This is a genomic window from Aeromonas sp. MR19, from assembly GCF_963899305.1.
Taxonomy (GTDB): domain Bacteria; phylum Pseudomonadota; class Gammaproteobacteria; order Enterobacterales; family Aeromonadaceae; genus Aeromonas; species Aeromonas bestiarum.
In genome coordinates this window covers 1-15,703 of record NZ_CAWQWZ010000005.1, presented here as the reverse complement: position 1 = coordinate 15,703, position 15,703 = coordinate 1, and the positions used below count along the sequence as shown (strand labels likewise).

Annotated in this window: 13 protein-coding genes; 6 read left to right on the top strand and 7 right to left on the bottom strand. The window is 58.0% G+C overall.

Translation table 11 applies throughout. The annotated features are described in order from the left end of the window. Nucleotides 1-85: 85 nt before the first annotated feature. The 3 genes from AACQ95_RS02845 to aspA form a co-directional block, all read right to left on the bottom strand. The gene (locus AACQ95_RS02845; RefSeq protein WP_043554925.1) at nucleotides 86-1,171 is read right to left on the bottom strand and encodes a porin; all 1,086 of its coding nucleotides are present in this window, start codon (nucleotides 1,169-1,171) and stop codon (nucleotides 86-88) included. Nucleotides 1,172-1,371: 200 nt separating this feature from the next. Then, entirely contained in the window at nucleotides 1,372-2,691 is a 1,320-nt protein-coding gene (locus tag AACQ95_RS02840; protein ID WP_043142055.1) for an anaerobic C4-dicarboxylate transporter, read from the bottom strand. A gap of 127 nt (nucleotides 2,692-2,818) precedes the next feature. Then, the gene (gene aspA / locus AACQ95_RS02835) at nucleotides 2,819-4,261 is read right to left on the bottom strand and encodes an aspartate ammonia-lyase (RefSeq protein ID WP_098980678.1); all 1,443 of its coding nucleotides are present in this window, start codon (nucleotides 4,259-4,261) and stop codon (nucleotides 2,819-2,821) included. 451 nt (nucleotides 4,262-4,712) lie between these two features. On the opposite strand from aspA, the gene AACQ95_RS02830 reads away from it, so the two are divergent. Then, nucleotides 4,713-5,189 (top strand): FxsA family protein, encoded by a 477-nt coding sequence (locus AACQ95_RS02830; RefSeq protein ID WP_043142052.1) that lies wholly within the window; start codon nucleotides 4,713-4,715, stop codon nucleotides 5,187-5,189. Between the two features lie 24 nt (nucleotides 5,190-5,213). On the opposite strand, the gene AACQ95_RS02825 is transcribed toward AACQ95_RS02830, so the two are convergent. Further along, entirely contained in the window at nucleotides 5,214-6,566 is a 1,353-nt protein-coding gene (locus AACQ95_RS02825) for an MATE family efflux transporter (protein ID WP_435301924.1), read from the bottom strand. 233 nt (nucleotides 6,567-6,799) lie between these two features. Here AACQ95_RS02825 and AACQ95_RS02820 point away from each other — a divergent pair, with 233 nt between their 5' ends. The 5 genes from AACQ95_RS02820 (at nucleotide 6,800) to AACQ95_RS02800 (ending at nucleotide 11,562) form a co-directional block, all read left to right on the top strand. Continuing rightward, entirely contained in the window at nucleotides 6,800-7,093 is a 294-nt protein-coding gene (locus AACQ95_RS02820) for a co-chaperone GroES (protein ID WP_005318973.1), read from the top strand. A gap of 39 nt (nucleotides 7,094-7,132) precedes the next feature. Next, nucleotides 7,133-8,767: a chaperonin GroEL gene (groL, locus tag AACQ95_RS02815; RefSeq protein ID WP_043554921.1), complete on the top strand. Its 1,635-nt coding sequence runs from the start codon at nucleotides 7,133-7,135 to the stop codon at nucleotides 8,765-8,767. A 95-nt stretch (nucleotides 8,768-8,862) separates the two neighbouring features. Continuing rightward, entirely contained in the window at nucleotides 8,863-9,360 is a 498-nt protein-coding gene (locus tag AACQ95_RS02810; RefSeq protein ID WP_172955411.1) for a molybdopterin-binding oxidoreductase, read from the top strand. A 23-nt stretch (nucleotides 9,361-9,383) separates the two neighbouring features. After that, nucleotides 9,384-11,315, top strand: a complete 1,932-nt coding sequence (locus AACQ95_RS02805) for a putative bifunctional diguanylate cyclase/phosphodiesterase (RefSeq protein ID WP_241280522.1) — start codon at nucleotides 9,384-9,386, stop codon at nucleotides 11,313-11,315. Nucleotides 11,316-11,373: 58 nt separating this feature from the next. Beyond that, nucleotides 11,374-11,562, top strand: a complete 189-nt coding sequence (locus AACQ95_RS02800; protein ID WP_080741189.1) for a hypothetical protein — start codon at nucleotides 11,374-11,376, stop codon at nucleotides 11,560-11,562. 57 nt (nucleotides 11,563-11,619) lie between these two features. Here AACQ95_RS02800 and rluA read toward each other — a convergent pair whose 3' ends face one another. The 3 genes from rluA to AACQ95_RS02785 form a co-directional block, all read right to left on the bottom strand. Continuing rightward, the gene (rluA, locus tag AACQ95_RS02795; protein ID WP_241280521.1) at nucleotides 11,620-12,276 is read right to left on the bottom strand and encodes a bifunctional tRNA pseudouridine(32) synthase/23S rRNA pseudouridine(746) synthase RluA; all 657 of its coding nucleotides are present in this window, start codon (nucleotides 12,274-12,276) and stop codon (nucleotides 11,620-11,622) included. A gap of 107 nt (nucleotides 12,277-12,383) precedes the next feature. Beyond that, nucleotides 12,384-15,251, bottom strand: a complete 2,868-nt coding sequence (gene rapA / locus AACQ95_RS02790; RefSeq protein WP_241280520.1) for an RNA polymerase-associated protein RapA — start codon at nucleotides 15,249-15,251, stop codon at nucleotides 12,384-12,386. A gap of 216 nt (nucleotides 15,252-15,467) precedes the next feature. Beyond that, a partial coding sequence (locus AACQ95_RS02785; RefSeq protein WP_241280519.1) for a hypothetical protein occupies nucleotides 15,468-15,703 on the bottom strand: 236 nt, incomplete at its 5' end.

The window sequence follows — 15,703 nt, the reverse complement described above, 5'->3', positions numbered from 1 at the left end:
CAATAAAAAAACCGGCCGCAGGGCGGCCGGAAGTAATTCAAGCAGTAGACATTGGTATCACAGGGTATAACTGACTTCCAATTACTTAGAAGTTGTACTGCAGGGCCACGGCGACCACGTCGTCGGTGTTCTTGCCCAGAGTATTCATGCTGGTAGAACCCACTTCGTCCAACAGGTTGATCTTGTAATCAACATAGGCGTTGAAGTTGTCGGTGAAGTTGTACCAGGCACCGATGGATACGTATTCGGTGGCGGTGTCATCGATACCGTGAGCGCTGTCCTTCACGTCGGTACGCAGGTAGGCCAGAGACGGCTTGAACTTGCCGATGGTGTACTGGGCTACGGCTTCATAACCATCCATCTTCTCGGCGTAGCCGTTGTTGACGAACAGGTGGTCTTCACCGTGGGAGTAGGTCGCGGCCAGGTAGAGGTCGCCGACTGCGTACTTGGCACCCACGCCGTAGAGCTTGGCATCGCGATCGCCACCGAAGGCGGCGTTGGCAGCCTGTTCGTCGGTCTTGCCTGCCTGGTTGTAGGCGGTACCCAAGCTCAGGCCCATGTCGAAGTCATAGTTGGCTGAGACGGCGAAACCTTCTGCAGACCCTTCAGAATTCCAGGCGCTGTTCGGGCCGTTCATCACGGAACGGTCGGCGTTCTGCGGATCGTTGTTGCCGGTGAACTGGGCACCCAGGGTCAGACCCTGATAGGTGTAGATGTACTGGGCCAGACCATTGGTGCGGCCGGTGCCGAACACTTCGGTGTCTTTACCCAGGCCGTCACCGCCCCACTCAGGCAGCACGTCTGTGTAGTTGTTCACGGCTTTGGTGAACAGACCATCCTGACGGCCATAGCTGAAGGCACCGAAACGATCGTGCTTGATGCCGGCGTAAGCCAAACGCAGCTCGTCGTTGTCAGAGCCGGAGACCGGCAGGTTGTATTCAGCGAAGCCGAACGCGGTCAGCTCGTTGTCGATCTTGGTCTCGCCGCCAACGTGCAGACGGAAGTAGCTCTGATCACCTTCGGTGCCGTTGTTATCGGTACCGTAGTACATGCCTTGAGCACGGCCACCGATCTCGAGTTTGGTGCCGTTCTGGTCATAGACGGTAGCGGCTTGCGCACCACCGGCCAGCAGCACGCTGGAGATGGCCATAGTCAATGCGGTCTTTTTCATTGTTCATTCCTCTGGTGTAAACACTGTCGGACCTGTGCTCGGCCCTGTTGATCGGTCTCTGTTCCGATGCCCCAGAGTAGATCTGCGAACCTTGATAGAAACTGAAGCGGATGAGGATTAATTAATGATTTGACGTAAAAACGAGGCATAAAAAACGGCCCGTCGCGGGCCGTTTGAAGGTTTATGGCATGAAATGCTGATCAGAGTATCAGACCGCCAAAGAAGAAGCCCAGTGCCACGGCGAAAGCGATGGTCGCAGTGCCGGGGATGAAGAAGGGGTGGTTGAACACGGCCTTGCCGATCCGGGTCGAGCCGGTGTCGTCCATCTCGACCGCGGCCAGCAGGGTCGGGTAGGTCGGCAGTACGAACAGGGCGCTCACGGCTGCGAACGAGGCGATGGCGGTCAGCGGGCTGACACCCAGCGCCAGTGCGGCCGGCATCAGGGCCTTGGTGGTGGCGCCTTGTGAGTAGAGCAGCATGGCGGCGAAGAACAGCACCACGGCCAGCAGCCAGGAGTACTGGTTCAGCAGGTCGCCGGCGATCAGCTGTATGGTGTCCATGTTGCCTTTCACGAAGACGTTGCCCAGCCAGGCCACACCCAGTACGCAGATACAGGCAGACATACCGGACTTGAAGGTCGGCATGTTGGTCACTTGAGTAGCGTCCAGTTTGCAGACCAGGGTCATGATGGTGGCAGCAGCCAGCATGATGCCCATGATGGCACCGTCACGGGGGATCGGCGGATTGGCGATCAGGCCCACTTTGCCCGAGATGGCGGTGGCATAGGCCATGACGGCCACGATGGCGGCGATGAATATCCAGACAGAAACCTTGGCGTAAGGCTTCAGCTCCAGCTTGGTGGTGCCACGCAGCTTGATCAGCCCCTTGGCTTTACGCTCCAGATAGACTTCATCCAGCTCCAGCGGTTTGCCCATCATGTTGGCAATGAAGGCGCCCAGGATACAGGCGAGGAAGGTGGACGGAATGCAGATGGCCAGCAGGGTCAGGTAGTCGACACCGAACGGCTCCAGCATGCCGGAGAAGGCAACCACGGCCGCGGAGATCGGGGAGGCCGTGATGGCGATCTGGGAGGCGACAACCGCGATGGAGAGCGGACGGGAGGGACGAATGCCCTGCTCCTTGGCCACTTCGGCGATCACCGGCAGGGTGGAGAAGGCGGTGTGACCGGTACCGGCCAGCATGGTCATCAGATAGGTGACGACCGGGGCGGCGAAGGTGATGTATTTGGGGTTCTTGCGCAAGGCCTTTTCTGCCAGCGACACCAGGTAGTCCATGCCACCGGCCAGTTGCATACAGGCAATGGCACAGATGACGGACGCGATGATCATGATCACGTCCCAGGGGATGAAGGTGACCAGCTGGTCGCTCGGAATTTGTACCCCCAGGCCCCAGGTCAGTACCAGCACACCCAGACCACCGGCAAAGCCGATACCGATACTGCCTATCCGGGCTCCCAGATAGATAGCGGCGAGCACGACAAGTAACTCGATAACAATCATAGTGAACACTCCATTTTCCAGTTTTTTTAGGTTTTATTTGGCAGAAAAGCCAATTCCCGATGGGGCTGGGTGAGACCGATCGGGAACTGACTTTATGGGCCGGGATAAACCCGGCCCATTTGCTCGCTTATACGGTGGCTTCGCGGGTGTAGCGCTTGGCTTTGTATTGCGGGTTCATCAGGTTCTCGATGGAGAGAATTTCATCCAGCTGCTCTGCGGTCAGCAGGCCGCGTTCCAGCACGACTTCACGGACGTTCTTGCCGGTCTGGGCGCAGATCTTGCCGACTATGTCCCCTTCGTGGTGGCCGATGAAGGGGTTCAGGTAGGTCACGATGCCGATGGAGTTCAGCACGTGGTTCATGCAGATTTCCGGGTTGGCAGTGATGCCTTCGACGCACTTCTCGCGCAGGGAGATACAGGCTTTTTCCATCAGGCTCAGGGATTCGAACATAGCCTGACCAATCACGGGCTCCATGACGTTCAGCTGCAGCTGACCGGCTTCGGCGGCGAAGGTGATGGTGACGTCGTTACCGAATACCTTGAAGCAGCTCTGGTTGACCACTTCCGGGATAACCGGGTTGACCTTGGCCGGCATGATGGAGGAACCCGCCTGCATTTCCGGCAGGTTGATCTCTTTGAGTGCGGTGCGCGGGCCGGAGGAGAGCAGACGCAGGTCGTTACAGATCTTGGACATTTTCATGGCCAGACGCTTGATGGCGCCGTGCAGCATCACGTAGGCGCCGCAGTCGGAGGTCGCTTCGATCAGATCTTCAGCCGGTACGTAGGCACGACCGGTGATCTCGGCCAGGCGCTTGATGGCCAGGGCTGAGTACTCGGGCGGGGTGTTCAGGCCGGTACCGATGGCGGTCGCGCCCAGGTTCACTTCCAGCAGCAGCTCCTGGCAACGCTTGATGGACTTGATCTCTTCACGCAGGGTGACGGCGAAGGCGTGGAATTCCTGGCCCAGAGTCATGGGAACCGCGTCCTGCAGCTGGGTACGACCCATCTTCAGGATGCTCTTGAATTCGGCGGCCTTGGCATCGAAGGCGGCGATCAACGCTTCCAGCGCATGCAGCGTGGTGTCAGTGCTGTTCACCACGGCAACGCGGAAACCGGTAGGGTAGGCGTCGTTGGTGGATTGGCACTTGTTGACGTGGTCGTTCGGGTTGATGACGTCGTAACGGCCTTTCGCCAGACCCATGATCTCGAGGGCGATGTTGGCCAGTACTTCGTTGGTGTTCATGTTGACGGAGGTGCCGGCACCACCCTGATAAACGTCGACCGGGAACTGGTCGAAGCATTTACCGGTGTTCAGCATCAGGTCGCAGGCTTCTACGATCTTGTCAGCAATCTCAGGACGGATGGTGCCCAGTTCGCCGTTCGCCATGGCGGCGGCCTTCTTGGTCAGTACCATGCCGCGGACGAATTCCGGAACGTCAGAAATCTTCTGAGAGCTGATCTTGAAGTTCTCGACAGCGCGCAGGGTGTGCACACCGTAGTAGAAATTATTGGAAACTTCTTTGGTGCCCAGCAGGTCTTCTTCAATGCGGACGTTCTTGATGTCGCTCATTGTAATGCCTCAGAAATCAGATAAATGGAAACGATCCTCACCGAGTGGTCGCGAGTTCCTTACGCACGGCTCATCCTGAAGCACCACACATCGAGTGGGGCAGTTGGGGGCTTTTTTGCTCCCTTAATTACTGGCGTCGATATTACCTCAATTGAGGTATCTGATATTAGACCTGGATCACTAAATTTGAGACAACCTCAAATAACTTGTGGTCATTAAACAGATATTGCAATCGAACGATTTACTTTGACAGAACAAGGACTTCAATCACAGTCCAGCAGGCCGTTTTTTCTGAATATCCGGCGTGCTATCACCCTTCAGACTTGAAAAACGAGGGGGTACCCCCATTTTAATTATCAAGGACCTATATCATGGTGGGTTGGCAGCAAGATTATTTCGGTGGCTGCCACCGACCAGAGATTCATTCAAATTCACCCGCACTGAGGTTGTTATGGGCAAGTTATTTCTGTTGTTGGTCGGTCTGGTGCTGCTCGAGCTAACCGTGATGATCGAGGTGGGTTCAGTGATTGGCGCCTTGCCAACCGTCGGCTTGCTGGTGCTGACCGCCGTGATCGGGTCATCGCTGGTGCGCAGTGAAGGCATCAAGACCCTGCTCAATGCGCAGCAAAAGATGCAGCAGGGCGAGATGCCGGGCCGCGAGGTGATAGGGGGCATGATGCTGGCGCTGGCCGGCTTGCTGCTGATCATTCCGGGGTTTGTTACCGATATCTTCGGTATCTTGCTGTTGCAGCCCTGGCTGCGCAACAGGTTGGCCGACAAGCTGGTGGGCAGCGGCCAGTTCAGGATGCAGATGGGCGGTTTTCAGGCGCAGCAGCCTACGTTCGAGGCGCGTCCTGGTGAGGAACAACCGGGTGAGGCCAATCGTGGCGGGACCACCATAGAAGGCGAATTTGAACGTAAAGAATAAACCTCAGTATTGAGACTGTGCCTGTCAGGGCCTGCCCTGATGGCACAGCCGTTCGAAGCGGTGACGGGCATACCACCAGGCCAGTATGCCCGCCGCCAGATTGGCCAGCAGTATCCCCAGATAGACCCCCTGTTCCCCACCCAGTTCCGCCCCCAGCCAGGCTCCTGGCAGCAAGAAGACAAACAGTCGCAACCCGTTGAACAGAAACGAGACGCTCGAGGCCCTGACACCGTTGAGCGCCGAGGCCAGCAGCATCACCATGCCCTGGAAGCCGTAACCTATGGGCACCAGATGCAGATAAAGGATGATGAGACGGACCACCTGCGGGTGATCGCTGAACAGGTTGGCGATGAGCGGTGCCAGCAGCCAGGTCAGGGCGTAGACGCCGAGCTGGAACAGCAGGGCGAAGCGCATGCAGAACTGCAGCGCCGCCTTGGCGCGGGCCGGGTTGCCCGCTCCGCAGTTTTGAGAAATGAAGGGGGCCAGCACGGAAGAGAGCGCCATCATCACGATAAGCAGCAAGGCTTCCACTCTCGATGCGGCGCCATAGGCGGCCACCACCTCGGTGCCCAACCCGGCGAAGATGGTCATCAGCACGGCATTGGCCAGCGGGTTGAGTATGTTGGTAAAGGAGGCCGGTACCGCCACGTGCAGCAGGGCGCGCCAGTGAGCCAGCAACTGCGGGCGCGGGGATAGGCGCCAGCGCAGCAGGCCTTCCCGATGGCGCAATATATAGAGGCTGACCAGCATGGCCATCAACCAGGAGATCGAGGTGGCAATGGCAGCCCCGCGGATCCCCCACTCGGGGAAGGGGCCTATGCCGAAGATGAGCAGGGGATCCAGCACACCGTTGACCAGTCCCGCCACCCCCATCACCAGGCTCGGGGTCTTGGTATCCCCGGTGGCCCGGATGGCGGCATTGCCCACCATGGGCAGCGCCAGCAGAGGCACAGTGAGGTACCAGATCAGCATGTAGTCGTGGATCAGCGAGATGAGCTCACGGCTGGCCCCGAGCAGGGTGAAGAGGGGAACTATCGTCAGGGCGCCCAGTACGGAGAGCAGGGTGACCAGCACCACGGCCAGAAACAGGCTGTCGGTGGTGATGCGGGCGGCTTCGTCATGCCGGCCCTGGCCGAGCGCGTGACCAATCACGGCCGAGAGCCCGGCCCCCAGCCCCATCGCCAGCGAGGTCACCACGAAAGTGACCGGGAAGGTAAAACTGATGGCCGCCAGCGCCTGGGTGCCCAGCATGCCGATGAAGAAGGTGTCGACCAGGTTGAACGCCAGTATGGCGACTATGCCGAGTATCATGGGGCCCGTCATGCGCAACAACACGGACGTCATGGGGGCGGTCAGCATGGGATTGGGTCGGGTCACGGGCTCGTCTCTTGCATCTGGCGAAGTGCGTTCTGGCTGCAAGCAGCGCAAATCCGGTTTCCTGACCGGGACACGGGCGATCCATCGAAGATATTCATAGTACGTGAAAATATTTTTTTTGTATTTGCCCTTGAAGGGTTAACAAAAACGCCCCACATCAGAGGCATATCTAATTTGGCCAGGAATGGCCATTCCTCAAAGCAACACAGAGACTCATTTTGGGAGAGTTATCGATGAAAATTCGTCCACTGCACGACCGCGTCATCATCAAGCGCATCGAAGCTGAAGCCAAATCCGCTGGCGGCATTGTCTTGACTGGTACTGCGGCCCAGAAGTCCACCCGTGGTGAAGTACTTGCCGTGGGGACTGGCCGAATTCTGGACAATGGCGACGTCAAAGCCCTCGCCGTCAAGGTGGGTGACAAGGTGATCTTCAACGAAGGCTACGGTGTGAAGACCGAGAAGCTGGATGGTCAGGATGTACTGATCCTGTCCGAGACCGACATCCTGGCGATTGTCGAAGCGTAATTCACCCTTTTCCCCGAATTGATTTAAGGATTGAAGAAAATGGCAGCTAAAGAAGTCAAGTTTGGCAACGAAGCCCGCATCAAGATGCTTGAAGGCGTCAACATCCTGGCCGATGCCGTCAAGGTCACCCTGGGCCCGAAAGGCCGCAACGTGGTACTGGACAAGTCCTTCGGTGCCCCGACCATCACCAAGGATGGCGTCTCCGTTGCTCGCGAAATCGAGCTGGAAGACAAGTTCATGAACATGGGTGCCCAGATGGTCAAGGAAGTTGCTTCCAAGGCCAACGATGCCGCCGGTGACGGTACCACCACGGCGACCGTACTGGCTCAGGCCATCGTCAACGAAGGCCTGAAGGCCGTTGCCGCCGGCATGAACCCGATGGATCTGAAGCGCGGCATCGACAAGGCCGTCATCGCTGCCGTTGCCGAGCTGCAAGTGCTGTCCCAGCCGTGTGCCGACAACAATGCCATCGCTCAGGTGGGTACCATCTCCGCCAACTCCGATGAGAAAGTGGGCAAGCTGATTGCCGAAGCCATGGACAAAGTCGGTCGTGATGGCGTCATCACGGTTGAAGACGGTCAGGGCCTGGACGACGAGCTGGCTGTAGTAGAAGGCATGCAGTTCGATCGCGGCTATCTCTCTCCCTACTTCGTCAACAAGCCGGAAACCGGTTCCGTCGAGCTGGATGATCCCTTCATCCTGCTGGTTGACAAGAAAGTGTCCAACATCCGCGAGATGCTGCCGGTGCTGGAAGGCGTTGCCAAAGCAGGCAAGCCGCTGCTGATCGTTGCCGAAGACGTGGAAGGCGAAGCGCTGGCTACCCTGGTGGTCAACACCATGCGCGGTATCGTGAAAGTGGCTGCCGTCAAGGCACCCGGTTTCGGTGACCGTCGCAAGGCCATGCTGCAGGATATCGCCATGCTGACCGGTGGTACCGTGATCTCCGAAGAAGTGGGCATGGAGCTGGAAAAAGCGACTCTGGAAGACCTGGGCCGTGCCAAGCGCATCGTCATCACCAAAGAGAACACCACCATCATCGATGGCGTGGGTGATGCAGCCCTGATCGAGAGCCGTGTGGCCCAGATCCGTCAGCAGATCGAAGATACCTCTTCCGATTACGACCGTGAGAAGCTGCAAGAGCGCGTAGCCAAGCTGGCTGGCGGCGTTGCCGTGATCAAGGTCGGCGCCGCTACCGAAGTCGAGATGAAAGAGAAGAAAGCCCGCGTTGACGATGCCCTGCACGCAACTCGCGCCGCCGTAGAAGAAGGCGTGGTTGCCGGTGGTGGTGTCGCGCTGGTGCGCGTCGCTGCCAAGCTGGCCAATCTGCGCGGTGACAACGAAGACCAGAACGTGGGTATCAAGGTTGCCTTGCGCGCCATGGAAGCACCGCTGCGTCAGATCGTCATCAACGCCGGCGAAGAAGCCTCCGTCATTGCCAACGCCGTGAAGAATGGTGAAGGCAACTTCGGTTACAACGCTTACACCGAACAGTACGGTGACATGCTGGCCATGGGTATCCTGGATCCGACCAAGGTGACCCGTTCTGCGCTGCAGTTCGCCTCTTCCATCGCCGGCCTGATGATCACCACAGAGTGCATGATCACCGAGCTGCCGAAGAAAGATACCCCTGCCATGCCTGACATGGGCGGCATGGGTGGCATGGGCATGATGTAATTCGACCATGGTTACCAAACGGCTCGCTTTTGCGAGCCGTTTTTTTTATGGCGACTAAACTGAGTCTATCGTTGGCAACTTTATCTGAGGTGAATATGCGTGTACTGGGTTTGATTACATTACTGTTTTCTCTGGCAATGCCAGCCATGGCCCTGGAGGCGCCGCAGGGACCCGTCATCTTGAAGGTGACCGGCAATGTGATGCCCGCCGAGGCGACCGAGGGGGTCGTTGCCTTCGATCTGGCCATGCTCAAGGCGCTGCCACAGCACGAGATAGTGACTAGCAACCCCTGGGTCGACAAACCGCACAAGTATGTGGGGCCCAAACTGGCAGATGTGCTGACTGCCGTCGGGGCGGATGGCAAGGCCATTACTCTGACCGCATTGAACAGTTTCCAGATCAGGATCAACTGGGATAAGGTCAAACAATATGATCCTATTCTGGCCTGGCAGGATGACGGGGTTACCATGCGGGTACGGAATAAGGGGCCGCTTTGGTTTATCCTACCGCTGGATCAGTATCCTGAGCTGAAACGGTCAGAATTTACCGACATGATGATCTGGCAACTGAGTTCGGTTGATATCCAGCATTGATAGAATGGTTTGCGGGAGTGCGGGTGAAAGCAAAGACCAAGGCGTGGCCTTTACTTGTGGTGCTTTATCTATCCATCCTGTTGTTCACGGGAAGTACCCTGTATTGCCTCGCGCAGATACAGAATGCGACCCGGGTGATGGAGAAATATACCTATGATGTCTCCTGGGCCCTGATGCAACTGCAGCTGGAGTTGGGGCGCTTCCTCAACTCCGTCGAGATCTATCATTATGGTGGTATCGATCACGACACCCTGATGCTGCGTTACGACATCCTCTGGAGCCGCACACCGATCCTGCTCAGTGGCCAGCTGCGCCAGAGCATGAAGGACAAGCAGAAGACACTGCGGCTGGTGCAGCTGATCGAAAGCAATATCCGCGAGATGGAGCCCAACATCACCCAGCTGAAGTCTGGTACGCCGGACTATCAGCAAATAATGATGCGACTGTCACCCCTGCAGGAACCCCTCTCTTACTCCCTTGCGTCTGTCATGCAGAAGAACATCAACGTCTATTCGGGCAATGACAAGCGTTTTGGCCAGCTGCGTAATGCCCTGCTGTTCATGGTGTCCGGCCTGGTGCTGTCGGTAATGCTGCTCAGTGGCCTGCTGATCCGCGAGGCTCGCCGGCACTTCCGCGCGGCACGGGTCGATCCCCTGACCGGGCTGGCCAACCGGCTGGCGTTGCTGGAGAAGATGGAGTCCTACGCGACCAAGGAGACACCATTCGGGTTGGTGCTGGTGGATATCAACGATTTTCGCGATATCAACAGCAAGTTCGGCTACAACACAGGTGATTTCCTGCTGCAGGAGCTGGCAAAGCGGATCCGCAGCCTGTGTGAAAACGGCGAGTGGGTAGCGCGCCTTGGAGGCGATCAGTTTGCCATGATCCAGCGCGAGAGCAGTGACCTGCGGCAGGTGAGGGAGCTGGTGGCCCGTCTGCTCCATGCACTCAAGCAGGATATCATCATCGACAATTATCCGTTCCGGCTGGAGGTGGGGATCGGCATCGCCTTCTTCCCGATGGACAGCAAGTTGACGCAGGAGCTGCTCAGTCGGGCCGAGCAGGCGCTGTTCCACAGCCGCAAGACCCATGTCCCTTATGTCATCTATGACAATTCTCTGCTCAATGAGACGGCGCGTCGCAAGCATCTGGCCAGCGACATGATAATGGCGCTGGAGCACAACGCACTCGAGCTCTATTACCAGCCCATCGTCAATCTCGAAAGTGGCCGCTGCGAGGCGGTCGAAGCGTTGCTGCGCTGGCGCCACCCTGAATTGGGTTTCATTCCGCCCAATGAGGTGATCCAGGTGGCGGAAGAGTTCCAGCTGGCCGAGAAACTGGGCAGCTGGGTGCTGAATACCGCCTGTGAGCAGCTCTATCAGTGGCAGCAGCTCGGGCTGGTCGACTTGCAGATGTGCGTGAACATCTCGCCTGGCATGTACCAGCGCAACTTGTTGAAGTTGGTGGCCAAGGCCTTGATGGAGCACCATATCCCGGCTGCCAGCCTGGTGCTGGAAGTGACGGAAGACACCACCATGCGCGAGGTGAAAAACTCCTTGCAGCTGATGCAGGATCTCAATCAGCAAGGGGTACAGCTGGCACTGGATGACTTTGGGACCGGCTACTCCTCCCTCAGTTATCTGCAGAAACTGCCGGTCAGCAAGGTGAAGATAGATCGCTCCTTCATTCAGGGGATCGATACCTCGGTAGAAGCCTCGGAACTGGTCGCCAACATTTGCCGCATGGGCTCCATGCTGGGCAAGAGTCTGGTGTGTGAGGGAATCGAAACCCAGGCCCAGCTCGATGTGCTGCGTACCCTCACCGACATTCATCTTTACGGACAAGGCTATCTGTTCAGTCGCCCCGAGCAGGCAGAGAAGGTCTATCAGACCTTGCTGGAGATGGAAGAGCAGTGGCTGGAGCGGCGTCAACCTAACAAGACGTATTTAATTTAGCCAAAATGATTCATGTCTGGCACAGGATGGCCGATAGTCTTAGGGCAGGAGGTACACCATGGATATATCTAGTTCTGCATCAACGTCATTTGGTTCTGCTTTGCTGACAGCCAGTCTGGCCAAGAAACAGCAAACCCAGGATGGTGAAGCCGCTTTGAAACTGCTCCAGACGGCTGCTCAATCAGCCCCGACCGCAGCGACATCGGCCAGCTCCACACTGGGGAGTAAAATCGATATTCGCGTCTGATCATAATGAAAAAGCCCCCATCAACTGATGGGGGCTTTTTTATGTCCAGGATCTGGCCTATAGCGGAAAAGGTGCGGGAGCTTCAAAGGTCATCCGCTCGCCGCTGCGTGGGTGGCTGATGGTCAGCATGGCCGCATGCAGGTAGAGATGGGGGGCCGCCGCCAGTGCATCCGGATGGGCATAGAGGTTGTCACCCAGTATGGGGTGCCCCAGCTCCAGCATATGGACGCGCAACTGGTGTGAGCGGCCCGTGATGGGGGTCAGCTTGAGCAGGCTGTTGCCGTTCTCCACCTTCAGTTTCTGCCACAGGGTCAGGGCGTGGCGCCCCTCCTCAAAGTCAACCTTCTGTTTCGGGCGGTTGGGCCAGTCGACGCAGAGTGGCAGATCTACCTGACCCGAGTCCGCTTCCGGTTCGCCCCACACCCAGGCGAGGTAGTGCTTCTCGGTCTCCCGCTCGCGAAATTGCCGGCTCAGCTCCCGATGGGCATTGGGAGTGAGAGGAATAACAATGACCCCTGTGGTAGACATGTCGAGGCGATGGGCTGCCGCCGCCTTGGGGTGCTGCTGCTTCACCCGATGCAGGACGCTGTCTTCATTCTCGGGGCCGCGCCCGGGGACGCTCAGCAGGCCAGTGGGCTTGTTGACCACCATGATGTCCTTGTCCTTGAACAGGATATCGAGCCAGGGTTCCAGAGGCGGTGAGTATTCAAACATAAATGTCTCGCATCAGAAGGTGGGGCAAGCCCCATCGGTTATGGGTAACCACAATCATAAAGGGCATGGGATCCCGCGTGAGCCGGTCATGTCTCTTCAGTATCGCGTCAGTTATGGGTGACCACGATAAAGCGGATGGCATCCAGCTTGAGTTGGGTCTGATCGATCAGGTGGTGCAATTCTGCCTGCAGATTGCGCAGATAATCCAGTTCGCTGTCGCGCACGTTCGGGTTGACCGCCTTGAGTGCTTCGAGACGATCCAGGTCCTGCTGCAGGGTCTGCGCCATCTGGGCGCGCGCCTTGTCGACAATCCCGGCTTTCAGCTCTTCGGCAATCGGCTGGCCCTTGCCAATCAGGCCGTGGATCACCGGCTGGGAAGCGGTTACCAGCTTGCTGCCAAGGTGGCGGTTGACCGGGGTCAGCTGGCGGTTGAAGGCATCAAATGCCACCTTCTCACCCAGGTTCTGGCCGTTCTTGTCCATCAGCAGGCGAATTGGCGTCGGCGGCATGAAGCGGTAGAGCTGGGGATGAGCCGCAGACTCGGCCACGAAGATGAGCTCAAGCAGGATGGAGCCGACCGGCAGCGCCTTGTTCTTGAGCAGAGCCACCGAAGTGGCGCCGATCTCGGAGCCCAGGATGAGGTCGATGCCACCGCGCATCATGGGGTGATCCCAGGAGAGCAGCGCCATGTCATCCCGCGACAGTGCGGTCGGACGATCGAAGGTGATGGTCATGCCATCCTGGGGCAGGCCCGGGAAGCTGGAGACCAGCATGTGATCCCCCGGCGTCAGCACCAGAGCATTCTCGCCACGGTCATCCTGATTGACGCCGATCTCGTCGAACATCTTGAGCGCGAAGGAGATCATGCCGGTGTCATCGTCTTCGGCAGTCAGCTTGTCGACCAGTTGCTGCGCAGCCACGCCACCGCTGGAGTGGATCTCCAGCAGGCGATCGCGCCCCTGCTCCATGCGGGATTTGAGCGGCTCGTGGATCTCCCGTGTCCTGGCCAGAAGGGCATCCAGAGCGGCTTGATCACCCGTGTTGGCGGCAAGCAGTTCGAACAGCTCGTCACGCACGGCTTCAAATACCGGGCGGGCGGTCGGACAGGTCTGCTCGAACGCATCCAGGCCATCGTGGTACCAGAGCTGCAAGGCACGCTGGGCAGTTCCTTCCAGATAGGGAACGTGGATCTCGACGGTATTTTGCTGACCGATGCGATCCAGACGGCCGATGCGCTGTTCCAGCAGATCCGGGTTGAGGGGCAGATCGAACAGTACCAGATGACTGGCAAACTGGAAGTTGCGGCCCTCTGAACCTATCTCGGAACAGAGCAACACCTGAGCCCCGCTCTCTTGCTGGGCGAAATAGGCGGAGGCCTTGTCTCGCTCCAGAATGGACATTCCTTCGTGGAATACTGTGCCGCGGATCCCTTCACGGGTACGCAGCGCCTCTTCCAGCGCGATGGCGGTAGCCGCTTCCGAGCAGATCACCAGTACCTTCTGTTGGCGGGCAGAGAGCAGCAGCTCCAGCAGCCAGTCAACGCGGGGATCAAACTGGGTCCAGGTTGCGTTCTCGCCTTCAAATTGCTGGAAGATCTTCTCTGGATAGAGGTAGCGCAGGGCGCGAGTCTGCAGCTCACCGCCGTTGCCGCCCATCATGCCCATCACCTTGATGGCGGTCTTGTACTGCTCCGGCAGCGGCATGGGGTAGACGTTGAGGTGACGCTCCGGGAAGCCCTGAATATTGGCGCGGCTGTTGCGAAACAGCACCCGGCCAGTGCCGTGCTGATCCAGCAGCGTGGCGACGGCCTGCTGGCGTGCGGCGGCATCGCTCAAATCCAGCCCTTCCAGCTGGCTGGCGAGGATCTGCTTGGCTTCGTCGCTCAGGCTCTCGCCATCCAGCAGCTCCTGGGCTGCGCTGGCGACCTGGCCATAGGCCTGCTCCTCGACGAGGAAGGCGTCGTAGTCGTAGAAACGCTCGGGATCGAGCAGGCGCAGACGGGCAAAGTGACTCTGGTGACCCAGCTGATCCGGGGTCGCGGTCAGCAGCAGCACGCCAGGGACCTGTTCGGCCAGCGCTTCCACCATTTCGTAGGCGCGGCTCGGGGCCTCCTCGCTCCACTCCAGGTGGTGCGCCTCGTCGACAACCAGCAGATCCCACTCGGCTTCCAGCACCTGTTCGAAGCGACGACGCTTCTTGCGCAGGAAGTCGAGGCTGCAGATCACCAGTTGCTCGGTTTCGAAGGGGTTCTCCGCATCGGCGAACGCCTCGATGCAGCGCTCCTCGTCAAACAGGGAGAAGTGCAGGTTGAAGCGGCGCAACATTTCGACCAGCCACTGGTGCTGGAGAGTCTCGGGCAGCAGGATCAGCACGCGATGGGCACGGCCCGAGAGCAGTTGCTGATGGATGATCATGCCCGCTTCTATGGTCTTGCCCAGGCCCACTTCATCAGCCAGCAGCACGCGCGGGGCGTAGCGGTGGCCCACTTCATGGGCGATATAAAGCTGGTGCGGGATCAGGCTGACCCGGCCGCCGGCCAGACCGCGGGTCGGATTGCGACGCCGCTGGTGCTGGTTGATCAGGGCTTCGTAGCGCAGGGTAAAACGGGACATACGGTCAATCTGACCGGCGAACAGGCGATCCTGCGGCTTGTTGAACTTGATGAAGTTGTTGAGAAACACTTCCTTGAGGGCAACGGGCTCATCGTTGTCGGTGCGTACACCTACATATATAAGCAGACCGTTTTTCTCCTGCACTTCTTCGACCGTCATGGTCCAGTCTTCATGACTGGCTATCTGATCGCCCACATTAAAGCTGACCCGGGTGACCGGCGCTTCTTCTTTGGCATACATGCGGTTTTCACCGGTAGCCGGAAACAACAGGGTCACCATGCGTCCTTCAACAGCAACGACAGTCCCCAACCCCAGATCCGTCTCTGTATCACTAATCCAACGCTGGCCAAGTGCAAAAGGCATTAAACTCTCCAAAGCCCAAGAGTGTGTGAATCGCAAAGGGGCGCTATGTTACCCGAAGGCGTGACCTCGATCACTATGCATATAGATGTGGTGACACCAAATCGCCACAACCTTGACTATAACCGGCAAGGCATCACTGAAGAGAGGTTGATGTCGTCAAATGAGCGTCTTATTGCGGGATAAACAGGCTTTTTGGTGGATTGGTGAGCGGTTGAGCTAATAATTCGAATTTAATTCGAAACATCTCTTGCCAGCGTGATCCAGATCCCTATAATGCGCCTCCATCGACAGGGCAAGCGGCAACGCAGTAAAGCCAGTCGGTGCTTCGAAAAGCCTTTGAAAATAAGGCTTGACTCGAGAAGGCGGTTGAGTAGAATTCCACTCCCGCAGCAACACACTGTTGCGTCGCTCTTTAACAATTTGAATCAAGCAATCTGTGTGGGCACTCACAG

Excerpts from the sequence above, each read along its gene's own strand:
- groL (WP_043554921.1), top strand. The coding sequence starts at position 7,133 with ATGGCAGCTAAAGAAGTCAAGTTTGGCAACGAAGCCCGCATCAAGATG.
- AACQ95_RS02810 (WP_172955411.1), top strand. The coding sequence starts at position 8,863 with ATGCGTGTACTGGGTTTGATTACATTACTGTTTTCTCTGGCAATGCCA.
- AACQ95_RS02845 (WP_043554925.1), bottom strand. The coding sequence starts at position 1,171 with ATGAAAAAGACCGCATTGACTATGGCCATCTCCAGCGTGCTGCTGGCC.
- AACQ95_RS02840 (WP_043142055.1), bottom strand. The coding sequence starts at position 2,691 with ATGATTGTTATCGAGTTACTTGTCGTGCTCGCCGCTATCTATCTGGGA.
- AACQ95_RS02800 (WP_080741189.1), top strand. The coding sequence starts at position 11,374 with ATGGATATATCTAGTTCTGCATCAACGTCATTTGGTTCTGCTTTGCTG.
- AACQ95_RS02820 (WP_005318973.1), top strand. The coding sequence starts at position 6,800 with ATGAAAATTCGTCCACTGCACGACCGCGTCATCATCAAGCGCATCGAA.
- AACQ95_RS02830 (WP_043142052.1), top strand. The coding sequence starts at position 4,713 with ATGGGCAAGTTATTTCTGTTGTTGGTCGGTCTGGTGCTGCTCGAGCTA.
- aspA (WP_098980678.1), bottom strand. The coding sequence starts at position 4,261 with ATGAGCGACATCAAGAACGTCCGCATTGAAGAAGACCTGCTGGGCACC.
- rapA (WP_241280520.1), bottom strand. The coding sequence starts at position 15,251 with ATGCCTTTTGCACTTGGCCAGCGTTGGATTAGTGATACAGAGACGGAT.
- rluA (WP_241280521.1), bottom strand. The coding sequence starts at position 12,276 with ATGTTTGAATACTCACCGCCTCTGGAACCCTGGCTCGATATCCTGTTC.